The 17,095-nt window shown below is 43.4% G+C and carries 14 protein-coding genes; all 14 read right to left on the bottom strand.

Features of this window, described 5'->3' with window-relative positions; genetic code table 11:
* Window positions 1–4: 4 nt before the first annotated feature.
* The 14 genes from N3I35_13830 to N3I35_13765 all read right to left on the bottom strand — a co-directional run bounded on the left by N3I35_13830 (window position 5) and on the right by N3I35_13765 (window position 16,832).
* On the bottom strand, window positions 5–1,339 hold the full coding sequence (locus N3I35_13830) for a hypothetical protein (GenBank protein MCX8131165.1): 1,335 nt from the start codon (window positions 1,337–1,339) through the stop codon (window positions 5–7).
* On the bottom strand, window positions 1,339–5,553 hold the full coding sequence (locus N3I35_13825) for a putative baseplate assembly protein (GenBank protein MCX8131164.1): 4,215 nt from the start codon (window positions 5,551–5,553) through the stop codon (window positions 1,339–1,341). Before N3I35_13825 ends, N3I35_13830 begins: the two co-directional genes overlap by 1 nt.
* Window positions 5,553–5,969: a GPW/gp25 family protein gene (locus N3I35_13820; protein MCX8131163.1), complete on the bottom strand. Its 417-nt coding sequence runs from the start codon at window positions 5,967–5,969 to the stop codon at window positions 5,553–5,555. The genes N3I35_13825 and N3I35_13820 overlap by 1 nt, the downstream gene beginning before the upstream one ends.
* Before the next feature lie 46 nt (window positions 5,970–6,015).
* Window positions 6,016–6,402 carry a PAAR domain-containing protein gene (locus tag N3I35_13815; protein ID MCX8131162.1) on the bottom strand — a complete coding sequence of 129 codons (387 nt, stop codon included), beginning with the start codon at window positions 6,400–6,402 and terminating at the stop codon, window positions 6,016–6,018.
* A gap of 131 nt (window positions 6,403–6,533) precedes the next feature.
* Window positions 6,534–7,175 (bottom strand): phage baseplate assembly protein V, encoded by a 642-nt coding sequence (locus tag N3I35_13810; protein ID MCX8131161.1) that lies wholly within the window; start codon window positions 7,173–7,175, stop codon window positions 6,534–6,536.
* Entirely contained in the window at window positions 7,172–8,236 is a 1,065-nt protein-coding gene (locus tag N3I35_13805) for a hypothetical protein (GenBank protein ID MCX8131160.1), read from the bottom strand. Before N3I35_13805 ends, N3I35_13810 begins: the two co-directional genes overlap by 4 nt.
* Before the next feature lie 18 nt (window positions 8,237–8,254).
* Complete coding sequence (locus N3I35_13800; protein ID MCX8131159.1) at window positions 8,255–8,872, bottom strand: LysM peptidoglycan-binding domain-containing protein; 618 nt, start codon at window positions 8,870–8,872, stop codon at window positions 8,255–8,257.
* Window positions 8,872–10,257, bottom strand: coding sequence for a hypothetical protein (locus N3I35_13795; protein MCX8131158.1), 1,386 nt, complete (start codon window positions 10,255–10,257; stop codon window positions 8,872–8,874). Before N3I35_13795 ends, N3I35_13800 begins: the two co-directional genes overlap by 1 nt.
* Window positions 10,258–10,395: 138 nt before the next feature.
* Window positions 10,396–10,764 carry a zinc-ribbon domain-containing protein gene (locus tag N3I35_13790; protein ID MCX8131157.1) on the bottom strand — a complete coding sequence of 123 codons (369 nt, stop codon included), beginning with the start codon at window positions 10,762–10,764 and terminating at the stop codon, window positions 10,396–10,398.
* Window positions 10,757–11,194 (bottom strand): phage tail protein, encoded by a 438-nt coding sequence (locus N3I35_13785; GenBank protein ID MCX8131156.1) that lies wholly within the window; start codon window positions 11,192–11,194, stop codon window positions 10,757–10,759. The genes N3I35_13790 and N3I35_13785 overlap by 8 nt, the downstream gene beginning before the upstream one ends.
* An 18-nt stretch (window positions 11,195–11,212) precedes the next feature.
* Entirely contained in the window at window positions 11,213–13,216 is a 2,004-nt protein-coding gene (locus N3I35_13780) for a phage tail sheath subtilisin-like domain-containing protein (protein ID MCX8131155.1), read from the bottom strand.
* A gap of 27 nt (window positions 13,217–13,243) precedes the next feature.
* Window positions 13,244–14,083: a Pvc16 family protein gene (locus tag N3I35_13775; GenBank protein ID MCX8131154.1), complete on the bottom strand. Its 840-nt coding sequence runs from the start codon at window positions 14,081–14,083 to the stop codon at window positions 13,244–13,246.
* Window positions 14,080–16,320, bottom strand: a complete 2,241-nt coding sequence (locus N3I35_13770; GenBank protein MCX8131153.1) for an AAA family ATPase — start codon at window positions 16,318–16,320, stop codon at window positions 14,080–14,082. Before N3I35_13770 ends, N3I35_13775 begins: the two co-directional genes overlap by 4 nt.
* Window positions 16,321–16,673: 353 nt before the next feature.
* Window positions 16,674–16,832, bottom strand: coding sequence for a hypothetical protein (locus tag N3I35_13765; GenBank protein MCX8131152.1), 159 nt, complete (start codon window positions 16,830–16,832; stop codon window positions 16,674–16,676).
* Window positions 16,833–17,095 lie beyond the last annotated feature (263 nt).

Below are 17,095 nucleotides of genomic sequence, written 5' to 3'. Positions count from 1 at the left end.
ACTCCTATTCATCTATCACTTCAATACTGACAGCCTCATCCCCTACTCTTACCAATGATGTACTTGTCGTAAGGCAGATTTCATTGACAAGCCTGTCACATTCTTTATTAAAGGAAGGAACTGAGCCTTTCTTCAGTAAAAGCTGTTTTACATGATCCACACCTTTTACATCTTCAATGATTCTATATAGTTCTGAACGGTAAACAGTTCTTCCGAATTCCCACCCTTTTCCGCCCGCATTATCCGGAAGAGGATTCAAAAAATCTCTTACAGCTTCATGTATATTACTCCGGAGCATACCCTTGTCTATGATACTGCCTCTTTCCCGTACGGCACAAATATGGATACAAATATCCTCATATTCCGGCTTATTTACACGGATGCGAGTACTTACTGGACAAATGGAGCGTATATACTCAAACACCTTTTGGCGCAAGTCATCAGATGGCTGCGGTGTAGCTTCGGTATCGCTGTAAGGAACAATTATCAGATTTACAAAGTCTTTCTTAGATTCTACCGCAACCCTTGAAATATTTACTTCATTCACGCATAAATAGTCGCATGAATCCGGCATACCTACACGGAATACATATGAACGCTTTGCATCCATCGCATTTTTCAGGACAATACCCTTTTCACCCTGTTTTACAGCAACAGCAAGACTGGATTTGCAAGGGTCCATGGGGGATATTATTTTCCTGATTTTTGCCTTCTTCCCGTGGTTAAAGTATGTGGATGTTTTTAAAACTACGGTTGTTGTTTTCACTCCATAAACAGCTCTCTCTACAACAGCACACTCAAGCCTGCCTTTATCGTCAAACAATATGACATCCCCTTCAAAAAGCCGTTTTCCAGCCTCCATGCTTATTTCAAGCGTTTTGCTTCCATCATCATGCCAAACACTGATGCTGCCTATGATTTCCGATACCTCCATATCACAAACCGGAGTTCCGGCAAAATACTTTAGTTTCAGCGCAGTGGTAGTATCATAAAATATTCCGGGCTGCTGAATCAGATATATCATATCTTCCGTAGTAATAGCACGACTTTTTTCTGTCAAGACCTTCATTGCCCTGCAAAGCATTTGCTCGATTTCTTCACCCTGTTGCCTTTTAATGCCCATTAATCCGGCAAAGTGCTCCAAGCTTTGTTCAGGCACCCTGTTTATCTGATAAATACCTGCTTCCATTAAAAAAGCAAACAGTTCCAGCAGAGTAATCCCCGGATCGGAAGGATTATGGTCTGTCCATACCGGAAAATTCTTGGGTATCAGCGTGCGTGCTTCCGCCACCAGCTGCTCATATGTGCGGTCATCTATATCAGGCACTGAAAGAGGCATTACACATCACTCCTTCCCCTAGCTGCTTTATCCACAATATTTACCGTATGCTCACCGGAATAAACAAGATAATTCTCCTCAAGATAAACCGTATCATTGACCGGGTGGACACCCTTTACCGTAAAGTCTATTTTCTCACATTGCTTATACTTACTTAATACAGCCATGGTTTCACCTTCCAGAAAGTTTTCCAGTATAATACAACCAGTATTTTTATTTGCATCTACAGCTTGCTTCAGCGGCAATCTCACTGAATTGTCCATAGTAGAAAAAACACTCCCAGCAGGAAAATCCAGTATGCTGCTATAAGGCTCTATACCTAAAACCAAAGTCTCTTTATTCATAGATACATCAGTTACAGTCATGGGAAACGGATAGAAGAGGGTAAGTATGCTGCCAGGCTTCAGATCACTGAAAAATGAAGTGTTTTCCCCCTCTATCAAAACCGTATTTGTCACACTTTCCGGTAATATTCCCTGGGCCAGTCTTGCTCTTTTTGTACCATCGGCAGATGTCACAGAACTGCCGTAAGGAAATCCCACCATATCGGTCACCGGCTTAATCCATATAGTTTTGCTCTCTACAGAAATTTCTTGTACCTCTATGTCAAGTATTCTTGTAATTTTATCTCCCTCTTTAAAACCTTTTACATACAAACCCTTTAAATCTGAAGTTATAAACACGGATTGTGCAGTGACTGCCAACTTCCGGGGACACCCCGTATCCGGGATGTTTACGGCGACCGGTGTTCCCTTGTGAATTTCCATTCCAATGAAATTAATAAAGTCAAAGTCGTCTCCAATTTCTATATACTTCTGGGCAATATTCGGACGGATATCCATAGTATCCAGATTAACATGGTCCACACCCTCGATACTCTCTATAACTCTGCATATTTCTGAAAGGTATACGTCCCTTCCGAATTCCCATCCACTACAATCAGGTCCCCCCCGCAAAGGATTGAAAAAGCTTTTCAAAGCGGTTATTACTCGGTTCTTAACGGTTTGAGCATCGTCTATGTCAACCGGAGCAACTTCCAAATACACGGCAACTTTTATGTATCCGGGCCCTATCACATTTAGCCATGTTTTCATATTTGCCGATAAACGGTCTTTCAAATAGTCCTCTATCCGCCTTATAAGTCCAGGTCCGGGCAAAGGCTTGTCATCAGACACCTGTGGAACTGCTATAAGTGTCACACAGCCAGGTTCAAAACATAACTGCCGGTTAATATTGGTCAGACATTTTGTACGTGCGATGCGTGTTCCGGCGGCCTGCCGTGCCAGCCACTCGATATCACCGGATGTAACTGCATAATTTCTGCTTTTTAGTACTTGTGGCCCACGTACTCTTGCCATATCAAGTGTTTCGGGCTCAGATCCACCTTCGGCATCCATAGGATTGATTACTCCTGAAACGCCCGGAATAGAAGATTTCACCTTTATTGCAGACCCTTTTTTGATATTTCCCGCAGTTCCGCCGCCTGTCCTGTAGCTTGCTGTTATATTGTTTGATCCATAAGGAGGAATAAGTCCCCGTTTACCGTCTCCGAAGGTGATAGTGCCTTTTGTATAGTCAAATGTATAATGCCGGCTTTTGGGGTTTGACATTAGGAAGTTGGAAACCTCATGCCAGCGCACCCATGTCTCAGCTTCCTTCGTCACGGGATTTACCTTTAAAATAACTGATTGCCTGCCTTCCTCCTGCTCTATCTCACACAATTCATTATCAGACGGCGGCTCATACTCCCTGACAAACACCTGTATTCCTTCCAATACCGGAACAGAAGTTAATCGCATTATCTGCCCGGGCTGGCCATTGCTTGATCCGAGGGTTTCCTCCTGTTTTGTTATCCCATGCAGTGCAGGCACGGTGTTAAGATATATACCTGTCAGTACTTGCGCGTCAAGCGGATTATCCAATGCGGATACAGCACGTATCCAATAGAGTTCTTCCTCTGCATGGAATTTTGAAAATGGAGAAGCATCATAGGGCATAAGAAATTTTACGATTCCCGACCTCTTCATATTGTCTGTAGTATCGGTTACTGAAAGTGTTTTCCACTCCTTGCCGTTAAAATACTCCCAGCCTATACGGTTATTTTCATCCGTCCGGTCAGATGTGATACTTTCATTCTCTGCACTGTTTGAAAAGCATGTAGGCCTTGCTGAAGCATATATAGTCACAGGTTGTCCCTGAATAAACCTGTCGAAACCAAGGTACAAAGAAGGTCTGGCATCGGCATATTTGTACGGTTTGACATTTTTTACAGAATCGGCAGGAGTATAAAACGTTTCATTACTGTTGAGTTCAGTCCTATCACTGTATATGAATCCGCTTTGAGATAATACTGAAGGAAAAACAGTGGAGGTATAGTTTATACGAATACTCTTAATAAATGGAGGTATGTATTTGCCTGAGTCGGTAGCAATCCTGTATCCCCTGGATGGGTCATCACTTTTTACAGGAATGTATTCTGCAGGCTTCCCGAAATTTCCACGGATGATCCGGGCACGAACCCAGTAATTGCTCTGCCCGCATATTTCCTCCTGCTGAATGTCGCAAGGAAGTTTAAAATTAACCATTCCTTTTTTTGTGAAAACCGCAGTTCCATCAGAGACGTTCAGCGGCTCCCACATTCCCTTCCCTTTGCAATATTCCCAAAGTATTTCAGACTTCGGTTTCGGACTAAAAGAAAATTCAAGCTTCCATCCCCCTTTTGTTTCTTCCAACAGTGCAAAATACGCAGTTTTACCAATCTTTGCGTCTGTTCCAAAAGGGAAAGCACAGCTTTTATCTACATACTCAAGCGATCCATTGAGCTTAAAATCACCGGAGACAATATCATCAACGGGACTGTCACTTGTAAACACCAGGGGGAGATAATTATTACTGCTATTCGCAGCAGGGTCTTTCACCTGAACGGAAATACATTCAAAAGCAGGTGCAGGGAAAAGCTCTTTATCTGCTATGCTGGCCCGGACATAATAGTAGTAATTTGCCATACCTTCTACAGGAACTCTTATTTTCTTTATATCCGAAGGTGTTGAAAAGGTTACTGTCCTTTGCCCGGTAAAATCCTGGCCTGAATCACTTAGAGGTACAAGCTCCTTCCATCCGCTGCTGCTGCAGTATTCCCACTTGATTTTACCGGCAGAAGCTTCTATTTCAAAATCCAGATCAATAGTACAGTTTGCATTTTTCTGTGATTTGGAAAATGCCTCCTTACAGCTCAAATAAAAGACATCTCCGGTTTTAGGAGCTTCTCCGAAAGGGTAAAAGTCCTTGGTAATGTCCACCGGAGCTGTATTGAAAAACGCTGTATCAGGCGGTATTCTCTGGCTGCTTACTACTAGCTCCACAGATGTAAACATCAGGTCATTTAAAAGTCTTTTGTCCATATGTGCTGTATTCATAGTCATGGATATCCATCGGTTTTCCATACTGCCACATATACCCGGTCCTTTAACTGCTGTCATTTCTGGAGGAGCCGTATTCTCAAATACCACTCCTGCTTTCTTTATACCATCAGAGGCTGTGATGTCGCTCGCCTTCACTTTCAAATCAACCGTATTTTCTTCCCTTATAAATCGCCACTTAAACCTTTCAAGTATTTTAGTGAATTCCTGCCTGGAAATCTCTTGTGACTTCCATTTGAATTTTATTTCCACTTTAGCTTTGTTATAGTCTAAAAGCATAGCGTGGCCAAACAACATGGCGTAAGATAGAAGATGCTTACCCTCAAAGGGTGAAAAGCCAAAACTGTCCCCTCTGCCAAAAATCCCGGTAATATCAGAGTAGCTTTCCCAAAAAGGGTTTATCGTGAAAGCCTTAATTATTTTTGAAGATATTGCTGTAATATCCTCCTCTGTCTCAAATATCACCTGCTCTGTTCCTGCCATGGTTCCTTCAGGTATCAAAGCATACTCTGTTCCAGGCATAAGCTCAAATGTGAGTGGAACAACAGCCGGTGAGGCGGGAAGAAGGTTTACCCCCATAGTACTTAAAAATGCAATCAAATTCTTTTCCGGTACTTTATTCAGACGCTCCAGAGTGATTTCCAAAAGCCTTGCATATATGCGGTGAAGCATGGCTCCCGCATCTCCTTCCGGCGGGGGATTCCACTCTGGGATATGGACTTTTGTCATATCATATAAATCTTTCATTATATCCTTTAAAATCCTGTTATCCAAAACAGGTAATTTATCAGGCATCAAACTCCCCCTCTTTCCAGATAAAACGGGTATACCAGGTTAAATACCGTATCTGTTTGCCTTACTTTGTACTCCAATGTAATAGAGAGAACCCCTTTATCCCTTGCATCATCCTTTACATCCACATGCAGAAGCTTTATCCGTGGTTCAAACCTGGTGAGTGCCACCTCAACTTCGTGTTTGACCAGTGCTTTTGTAGCTATATCTATATTGGAAAAAACCAGTCTGTTTAGTCCGCTGCCGAAATCAGGCCGCATCACACGTTCTCCCTTTGCTGTGTTTAGAATCAGAAAAATAGACTGCCGGATGTGGTCTTCCAGACTATTCATTTTTATCTGTCCTTTTTCATCAACACAAAAAGGAAATGCAATCCCCGCACCTAAAAACTCCTTGTCTTTTTTTGTAGAATCCCTCATACATACCTCCTGCTGTCCGGAAAACATTTCAATAAACCAATAAAACCTATCCAATCATAACCGTGCCGCTTGCAATCACTTGCCCAGCCGGCAAATCTGCCGGATCATTGCAGGTTGTCGCAGTATCACCCATTCGCGCAGCGGCTTTCCCGTTTATAAATACCGTCACACTACCAATAATGATGGTTGCCTTATTTTGAGGAGGTTTTATAAAAGTCCCTCCTATAGGCACATGAGAAGGGCTGTTGGTGGCTGTGCTGTTCACTGTAGCTGCCGCCATACCCATTATTTTCACATCACTGCTCAATCCTCCATCGATCATACCGACAAAAGGATGTGGCACCAATACAGGCGATGTAGTCCCCGGGGGCTGAATCAAGTGCATATCGCTGGCAGTTATCCGGTCTCCTTGTTTTGCTGCAGGCATCCCCATAAAACACACTCCCGATTAAAGCGTCATACCGGGTTCTATAACATAATTTCACCGGTACCGCAGATTAATTTAGCCTCTTGTGCCAGCTGATTTTTATTGCAAGTTCCGTTCCAACCAGCCAGCACAACGAGTTAATTTATATTAACAGTTGCACCTTTAATAACCGTATTCCCCGAACTCTTCAGCTCCAGACCTGCTTTTGCATCGACTTTTGTTTCTGCCGAAGAAGATACTTCAATACTCTTTGAGTTCAGCCGGATTATCCCGTTAGGTGCATCAATACTTATATCCTTTTCAGACTTAATACTTATTGAGTTCTTTGCCGTATCTATTGTAATACTGTTTTTACTGCTTTTATCAATAATCTCTATTTTCTCAGAACCGTCGGTATCATCCAAACGAATGATATGCCCACTCCTGGATTTGATGATCCTCAAGTTGTTCTTTCCATCCTCGTTTGAATACGGCGGTTTGTCTTTTCCATTCCACAGTGCACCTATGATATAGGGTCTGGATATGTCTCCTTCCTCAAACACTACCAGAACTTCATCTTTTTCCTCCGGCAGGAACAGTATTCCCCTGTCACCGCCAGCCATAGGTGCCGCCATACGTGCCCAATACCCCATTTCGCTATCGGTAAGGCAAGGGAACTTCACCTTTACCCTTCCTTTGCCCTGTGGGTCTTTATTCTTAATAACAACACCGGTAATAACCCCGTAAATACGCTTGTCCCCTCTACTGTCATATTGTCCCGATATGTTATTCATACTCATAGCATTCTCCCCACCTGAAAAAATGTTAAATAGCCGCCCGGCCCATAAGTATGCCTTACCTCTTGAACTGTATATGTACCCTCAAAACGTCCAATGCTGCTTATCTCAAGCTGCGACCCTGCTCTCATGTCAGGCTGGCCTATACATGCCCCCGACCCGGTGATAACCTGCCTTTGCTGCGTCATGGCAGTCTCCGCATATTCTTTTGCTTCCTGCTGACTGGATATCTGTGTGTTCCATAGTACCATTCCGGATACACCCCCTGACCCTTGCGAAATCAATGTCTGGCCTTCCCGCGAAAACTCAGCGGTAGAATCATCTGGCCTTTGTACCTTGGCAGAAAAAGCTTGCTTCTGGACTTGTTCCCAGCCCCTGACCTCTATTTCGTTTACTAATCCGGAAATGCTTAATCTCGCTGAAAAACTAATAAGGTTTGCCCCCCATTTCAGCTGAATGGGCTCTGCTTGAGGCGGTGTTTTTTTAAAATTCAGAGTATCTCCATCCATCCATATGTAAAATCCATTCATACGAGCCAATTCCTCCAGGAATACAAGATTTGAAACATGATTCTGCACCCTTGCCTCATTCCTCTGCTGTGTTGAATCTACGCTTGGTACCAGCTTCATCTCTGAAGCAATCATGCTGACTATCTCACTGTCAGGAAGGCCGCTGTCGTCAGTAGCCCCCTCAAATTTTCTGAAAAAAGTACCTCTGGACAAGCGGTGAAGCAGATCATATCCTTCAATCTGGATTGTCACTGCTGCATCATTTGAAAAATCTGCCGTAACTGCTGCAATCTCCCCGACCAACATCTTCTTCAAATTTCCTGCATACCCCATATTGATTTCAATACGGCTTCCCTCGCGGAGTATCCCCTTCTCCCGGTCAAGCATTTTCAGCTCCGGATCAAACAAACTAAGCTTGAAATAATTGGGTGGGCTCATATATTGGGATACACTCACATCTAAAACGGATTTCACTTCCGGAATCTGTAAGGGAACTGAGTTTACTATTATTTCAATACTTGGTACTTTTTTATCAGAAATCTCTAATAACGCCACAGTAGCTCCCCTTTACAACTATAATTTTGGAATGTTTAATCTCGTGCCGGGCCGGATTGTCAAAGGATTGTTTATTTTGTTGGCTTCAGCAATCTTCCGCCATTTACCCGTATCCTTATATTCTTTTCCTGCCAGGCTCTGCAATGTATCACCCGATTTAAAAACCAGCCCCTTCAGATTACTCAAAGGGGAAACCTTCATCTGATCCCCAAACTGTTCGAGATAGTCATATCCTTTAAGTGTGACACTCAACCTTGCTCTCAAAGCCTGACCGAGGGCATCGAAGTATTCATACTTATGTGAAACGCTCGTCATAATGCAGCTGAATACAAGAGTGCCCCACCAAAATAGCAGTGTCGGCGGCTCTCCCGTATCCGGGTTGATTTTTGTCAGTTTGACGATCTGATCCGTGTATGATCTTACATCAAATCCCTGACTCGAAGTATCGAAGAACAGCTCAACCGATAGTGTCTGGGCATCTCCCTGTACAAACTGAATTTGCGTGGTATCACAGCCTGGAACTTTTATTTCAGCATAGTTGTTAGTTCTCTGCAATTGATATTCCGATGGATTGAACATAACAGGTATGGAAACACCATCATCCAAATTAAGAATCAATGCTTTTGTAAGCGGCATCAGTAGCGCCCCTTTCTTTCCCGTTCAATATCCTGCTGATGTTTCAATGTGTTAAAGACTCTGTCTGCAATAAGCCCAATGTCCAGCCTGGGATCAGGCTTCTGTACAGGATTAAAACCTGGATATACTTCTGTACTGTTCGCTTGTTCCTCACGGTTTCCATCCTTAAAGAACCGGTTTCCTGCTGTTTCCTTTTCTTCATCCCTATAACTTGATGAAGGCTGCATTTTGATTTCCAACTCAGGAGCCGACATATTCACTTCTGCGAGTTCCAGCATTTTCTCAAAAGCCGAATTTTCTTTCTTATCCTCACTTATAGCAGTTACATCATCTCGTTTGAACTGATGGGAGAAAGATATACCTTCCTTCCGCACCACAGCTTTCTCCTCAATCTTTCTGTCCCGGTCAAATATCGGCTCTTCTTCATTATCATTCTTCACAGAAGATAGAAAGACAGGGTTTTGAATAACTGTTTTCAGCATCGGAGGCTTAACCTCTCTCGCAGGAAATCCCCCTTTTACTTCCCTGCGCCTGAAAGCATTCATATCTCTGATAAATCCATATTCAGGCGGACTGCCGTTTTCATCGGGCAAAATCGGCAAATACAGCATTTCATTTACTAAGGTTTGCAGTTTGACTTGCGGCCCTGTATTTCCCTGCTGCGTAATTATTTGCATGGCTTTCGTTTCATCTTTTGTGCCGTAACTCACAGTATTGCGGTCAGTTTCCTTTTCCAGCCATGCTTTACTGTTACCGTTTATTGCTTCTTCCGCCTCAATTCTCTGCAATGTATAGGTATTTTTCACCGGTTGAAATACTGCCATACCGATAGATGGCCTGGATATCCGTGCAATTTGCTTTTTGTTTTCCTCCGGGGCTTCACCCCGCTCTGGCCCTTTTAGCCCTCTTTGACGCACATGTATGCTTTTTATGGAAGCGTCAATGCCATGCTTTTCTGCCGCCGCCATGGAAGTTATTTTTCTTTCCGCTGTACCTGTTTCCATGTCAGATCTATTTACAGCTTCTACCGGTAGATGATTAGCTTTTGTCTGTATGCTGCCTGAATGAAGCATAGCACTATAGTCCTCATGCCATCCTGATCTGGAATGTCCTAATACCGGTTCCAACGGGATATAATTGACAAGCTCCATACTTTGCCACCCCGTCCGTGGAGTAACCCGTCTGCTAAAGGTTTCATACCATGAAGAATTTCTGATCGCCCTGTCCATAACAGACATAGTATGATTTCTGACTCCTGCAACCATTTGCCCGGTAGTATTCAGTGCGTAAGGCTGCCAGGATAACCTTCGGTGCAACCCCGGCATCTTGCTCAATGTACTCTTTTCTTTTAAAGTCTCATTCATAACTATAATTACCTCACCCACGCCGGTTCATCTTGGTTATTTCCTCAACCCACCTTCTTCTGTCTGCATGCTCAAGCTGCATAATCTGTTCATGAGGCCAATGAAAATGGTATGCTATATAAGCTACCTCCTCATATATCTGGGGGAGGGGGTAGCTTATCACTCCCCCGAACTCTCAGGCTCGACCTCAAATTTTTTCTGACAGTGCGGACAGGTGACCCCCATAACCCTTGTTCCGCTTCCGTTGATACGGTTATAGAAATCCTGCAGGTACGAAAGATCAGGAACAAACAGCTGTTCAATTACCTTAGTGTTTATAGCGCTGAGAGTTCCTAGTGATGTAATCACCCGGGATAGCAGTATAATAATCAGGTATGCCGGATTTGCCTGTACCCAGGGATCTTTCAAGGGCAGTATTTCATCTGCCGCTGTTGCCAGCCGCATACGTCCTGCCTTATGTAAATTTCCGTCCTTATCCAGATAACCCTTTGGAAGCACAAAATCAAACTCCGTCTGAAAATCACTCATGTCTCTCTACCCTCTCACAGCTCAGTGTAAGTGTATCGATTGCTACATCATTTCCTTTTGCATTGAAATCCGGCCCGTCCCATTTGCTTGGCCATGCATCGAAGAAATTCCAGCGTACCTTCTCCTGGCCTTCATCATCAAGAAGGATAATGGAGCCGTTTTTGCGCTCGACACTTCCTTTTATCGCACTTTTGTGCCAATCATAGAGCTCATGTGTGTCAGTGACACCCCATTTGAGAGTTATGTCAGGATAGCTGACCTTTCCCGGTAGTTTGCGCACAGTAGCAGGGTCGCCTCCTTCACGGTATTCTATTACTTCTACATTGGAGCCAAACCCGCTGCATTCTGAAAAACCGGCTACCTGTATACCATCAATCTGTACACGGAATCTGAAATTCTTATATGGGTCTTTGCGTTGTGCTATCGGCATATGAATTCCTCCTAAATACTATTCATTTATACTTGGTCCATTAGGCTGCTGTATCACTCTGAATACGACATATTCAGCCGGAGTAACCGGGTATACTACAACTTCAATAATCAACTGCCCCAGTGTGCGGATACTGGCAGGGTTCAGTTCTTCATCCACCTTGACTTTAAAAGCCTGCTCCGGTGCCGCTCCAAATAGAGCTCCATTACGCCATACTCTTGTGAGAAAATCCGTCACCTGGCGTTTAATAGTAGCCCATAATTCAGGGTTGCTTGGTTCAAAAACAGCAAACCTTGTTGCCTCCTGTATTGATTTTTCAATATACAGAAGCAATCTGCGGACGTTGATATACCTCCATTGTGTGTCCGATTTTTCAGTAAGGGTACGGGCACCCCAAACAACCACTCCACGTCCTTTGAATGTCCTCAATACATTTATCCCAAGATCGTTCAGCGGTCCCTGCTCATTGTCATCCAAAACCCTTTCGACATCCAGCACCCCGTTCAGAGAATCGTTTGCAGGAGCCTTGTGAACTCCCCTTGTATTATCCGTACGTGCATACAACCCGGCTATATGTCCTGATGGCGGAATTTTTATGCGCCCCCTACCTGTCGGGTCAGCGGGGTTTGCTACCACAATCCAAGGGTAATATATAGCTGCGTAAGTGGTAGCTTTCAGATGATTATTTACCTGATCCTTCACACCTTCTACAGAAGCATCCTGATTTGCATCCAGAATGGCAAAGCGGTCTTTTTTACTTCCGCAGTGATCTATAAGATATTTCTGAACTACCTCACTTGTGTTGTCAGGTATACAGATTATGTTCACATCATCCAATTTATTCAGCGCATCAATAGCCGCCTGATAGTGAAAAGGTGTAAGCCCGGCTATATTCTCGTTCTCTCCGAACTCCAGATTTTTTGGACTTGTAATTGCACTGGGAAGGTTTTGTGGGGGAACGGCCCTGCTTGGAGGATCAGCAAGTGTAACAGTCACAATATCCGAATTGATTATCTTACGGAAATAATGGCTGTGGAACGGTTCCATGGAGAGGTTTGCGTACTTTGTCTGATTGCCGTCCACTATTACAATAAAGTTGAATTCCAAAGTAGTGACATTGATGTTGCTGTCACTTTGAGCCAGAGTAAAATTCTTTTCAAGCTTCTTCTTTAGTTTGACAATTTTGTTTGTATAGTCAACCTGCTCCACAACCCCTTTCTCTTCTAGCGTCTCGGTTACCGGAGGAGTTCCAGGTGCTGCAGGCGTAGTTTTGCTCTGGGTGACCTTTATATAAGACCCTGGCTCAATACCCTGTGTACTGTTCAACCTGATATAGTCTTTACCTGCAAGATCTGCCACCCGCATGGTCACATTGGTATCGGTACCGAATGGACTTCCGAGAACTGCCTTTAAAATGATGGTACTTCCGTTTATCCTGTCTATGGTTGCCTCTTCCGATAAAGCCGGTTTCCCTTCGGACGCTGACCGTTCAAACAGTACTACATCCCCAGGCTTGAACTTCTCAGCATCCACAACTGTTTTTGCCGTGACAGACAACTTATTTTCCGCTATTCCCGCCAGTATGACCTGATTTTTATATACTGTAGTCGATCCCAGTCCCGGATCAGATTCCTCCACTTTAACCGACAGGTTTGTAACTGCACCTTCCTTTTTTGCTTCTACAAAAAGAGCTTTGCTGTTTAGGGGATCAAGCTGGTCATATAGATAGGTATAGGCCTTTTTAGCTTTACCGGCACGCACAAAGTAACATGCGTTTCCCCCATTCTCAAAAAAGCCCCTCAGAGCGTGGGTTACATAAACCATAGGAGCGTTAATATATCCGCCGAATCTTTCTTTAAACTGTGTCCAATTTGTCAAAAACACAGGCTCATTTATAGGCCCCGTTTCTGCCGGTCCGATAAACGCTGCAATACTGGTGGACACCCCCGGGATCGGTCCACGTACCGTTTCTTCCAGCATGTAGACTCCGGGCGCTTTCCCCGTTGCATTAAATGTCATCATATAATCTCCTCCTCACAAAGTCCTTTATCATAGCGGTTTTAGAGTAATTGTATATTCATCCGGTTTCCCGGGAACAAACATTTTCTGTGTTTTTACCTCAAACCCCATGGCAACTGCACGTAGGGTATACATACCCGGGGGAACACGGGGAAAGGTATATACACCTTCCTTATCAGTCATTCCACGCAGCTTTGTACCCAGAATATCCACTATAGCTTCCGGAATACCCGCTTTCTTGTCATCCACCACACGTCCGGCTATCTGCACGAAAGCTTCCCCCACATTTTCCACAGCAGGTTCTATACGGTTGAAAACCTGTTTTACCAATGGGGCGGATCTATCAGCTATTACAGGCAAGCTGATGGTTACTGTAATTGTAAATGCTGCACGCATCTTACTGTTTGTCATCGACCAGAACTCTGCAGGGTTTTTCAAGCCATCTGCCTGAAAGGTAACCATAGGAAGGGGCAATTCTTGGTTTGCAAGTTCTCCTTGCAGAAAATCCTCCGGAATTTTCGGATACTGGGTAAACACCTGTAAAGCAAGGCTTAGCAGACGCTGCTCCTCCAGGTTCATATCTTCCTCTTCCTTTTTATTAGCCGGCCAAGCCGTAACAAGATAGGAACACGCCACTCTTAGAGGAGGTGAGAGAACAATCCCCTGTCCATTCCTCCTCTGAACAATCGGCTCATTACTCCTCAACTCAACATTTTCACGTATATCATATAGAAACAGGTTGAAGGTGGATGTTTCCAGATTATCCGGCGGCTCCTTCGGGCGGTAGTATACCACATTTATTTCGCCGCATTCTGCTTCCAATTCACTTTTTAAAAGTTCTCCAAGGGTTTTACTCAAGTATCGTATCACTTTTCAAGCACCCTCCTGCTTAAATTACTTTCATTCCAGGATCGGTTCAGTTTCTGATGTTCTCTCCGTGCAGCCTGCAGCAAATGTGCCATTTTAACCCTGTCCTTGTCTTTTGCCGCAAGAAATGCTGCAGCAAGAGCAATATTTTTTATATTCCCGCCGGATAGCCTGATTTCACTGGCCAATAGATCAAAATCCACTCCTTTGTCCAGTGGAGTTTCGGACGGGAACGTCACTTCCCATATGCGCTTTCTGTATTCCTCATCAGGGAAGGAAAACTCAATAACAAACTGGATACGTCGTATAAATGCACTGTCTATATTGCCAAACAGGTTTGTGGCAAGGATGGTAATCCCGTCATACTCTTCCATCTTCTGAAGCAAAAATGCTATTTCCACATTGGCATACCGGTCGTGAGCATCTTTTATCTCGGAACGCTTGCCGAAAAGTGCATCCGCCTCATCAAAGAATAGTATGGCATTGCTTTCGGAAGCTTCCCGGAATATTTTCTGGAGATTCTTCTCCGTCTCTCCTATATACTTGCTTACTACCTGTGCAAGGTCAATCTTATAAAGGTCAAGGTCAAGCTCATTGGCTATTACCTCAGCGGCCATCGTTTTTCCAGTTCCGGGCGGCCCGGAAAACAACGCATTTACCCCTTTTCCATAGGAAAGCTTATGCCCGAAGCCCCACGTATCATTCACCAACTGCCGGTACTTTACCTGATTGCATATCTCTTCCAGTTGTTTTACCTGATCGGGAAGGAGAACAATATCTCTCCATGTATATTTCGGCTTCAGTTTTTGCGCAAGGGTTCCCAGCTTATGGCTTGATTGCATCCGACAGGCAGCGTGCAGGTCTTTTATACCGATCCGGCTATCTTCGTTTGACCTCCACCGTGTCAGCTCTTGTGCTGTAAAAAGCGTGTCTTTAATTTTTCCCGGTGTAAATCTGAACTTTCCGGCCAAAGTATCAAAATCAATATCGGAAGCGAATTTGTAGTCTTTGCCCATCTCTTCCCACAACTCTTTTCTGGTACGGTCTGGCGGAACTTCAAATTCCATTTCGATGAAACTCAGCCCGTTCACAAATTTGTACACCTTCCCGGGGCTCTCACCCGATAGGAAAGTCAGAGGACATGACTTAGCGATGCTCTCTAATACGTATTTGATTTTTGTACTGTATGTATCATCTGCGCCTGACAAGCAGTCAAAATCTTCAAAGTAGATTGCACTCTGCAAAAGGATTGTTTCCCGTTCCAGCAGCAGCAGTATCTCAGTTAGTTGTGCAGGGTTTTCCAGCAATCTTACCGTATCCGCAATTATCAGATTGATGTCCAAACAATTGCACAGCGTCTCCGCCTGCTGTCTCTTACTATAGCCATCCGGCCCGTAAAAATAAAAAATTACATTCTCCCTGGGCTTCCCTACTTGAGAAAAATGTAATTCAACAAATTTCAATATCTTATTATGTTTTTCTTGTGAAAAATATACGCTTCCCGTATCTTTACGGGCATAAGTTCCATTAACTATATATGTAAGCCCGGAATCCATATGATTGTATCCCAGAAGAAAATTTACAATACGCTCTTCCAGCTTCAATACACGTGAGATTAACGGATCATGATTACCAGATGCACCATCAGTTAAGCATAGGATATATTTAGGCAACGGAGCTTCCGCGTCAAAATACCTACGGGCCTTTATCCTCTCTTCCTTACTTTCACAGAGGAGAGTCAATACAAAATCCACGCAGGGCTTTTTCAAAGTCATATCATCCTGTAAAATGGCGAATAGCTTTTGGTACTTCCGGTCAAGCTCAATCGCCAGACAAATAACTATACATTGCTCTTCAAAATGAGTAAGCTTAAGTAGCTGCGACAGCTCTGCCAGTGCCAGATAAACTCCTTTTTCCGCGCTGGCAGCCCGCTTTGACTCGATCCTGCTGTCAAGCTCCTTCAGCTCTGCTTTTAAAGCACGTATCTCTTCAGTATATTGGCAATTCTCGGTATCCTCTTCCAACATCTGCACAATTTCACTGCCGGATATAGCCATGCCTCTCAGCTGTCCAAAGATTCCATCGGACTTACGGTTTTTATTATTGTCACATTGCTTTAAAAACTGCAAACGTATGCGTATATCCAAACGCGCCAGTTCATCCGATATATGTTCCCAACTCGTGGCGTATTCTGTTCGGCCTAAGGTATTCTTCCCGGTTACCGGCTGTAGTTCGGACATAAGCTGATATTGCCTCCGTCTTTTCTTTGCATTAATTGGAAAAAACCTGATTAAATTCTAGCAAAACATACAATTAATGTCAATAATGCGACAAAAAGTTACAAAATACTTCATAAATTATTAACTCTTTAAACTCATGTATTTATAGTTCTCTATGAATTATTTTTATGCATTTTCCGAATATCCGACAAGGACTTAGGGTAGATACTTGAATGTTACCCCATGTATATATGAAAGCTCTTTTCGAAAATTTGGGGTGTAAGACTAACCCCATGAAAAATTAGAATAAAATATGAATGTATGTAAGAGAATAGGTTTTAGTGAAACAAAAAAGTACCTATAAACAAAGATATCTATAACTCATCATTACAATATTTCTTGATAATCTCTTTCAAGTCTTTGGCCATAAATATAAGTTCTTCAATTTCATGATCCCCAAAAAATATTTCGTCTTTAACTCCAGTATCTGTGATTGGAGGACCGTAAAAATCACCACAACCATTACGTGCCACATAGCGGACTTGGGTATATGACTCCTAACGAGTATGCTAAAACGCTGGATATGGCTTAAAATAGCTAATTCCAGCAAAAGAAATGGTCAAAAGACTAACTTAACTATTGATGGAACAAATGGTGACCTGACCCCATTTTGTATACCAGTTTGAATGTTAGCCCGGCAGATACCCTGCCTTAGATTTCAACCTTTTAGACGATATGAAAAAGAAAGTTTTTTCACACAGAACCTGCTTTCCTGTATGTATCACCAATGTGAAAA

This window comes from Clostridia bacterium (assembly GCA_026414765.1).
Taxonomy (GTDB): Bacteria; Bacillota; Clostridia; order Acetivibrionales; family DSM-27016; genus SKW86.
Note: the sequence above shows the minus strand (reverse complement) of the source record. Positions and strands in the feature narration are given on the sequence as shown.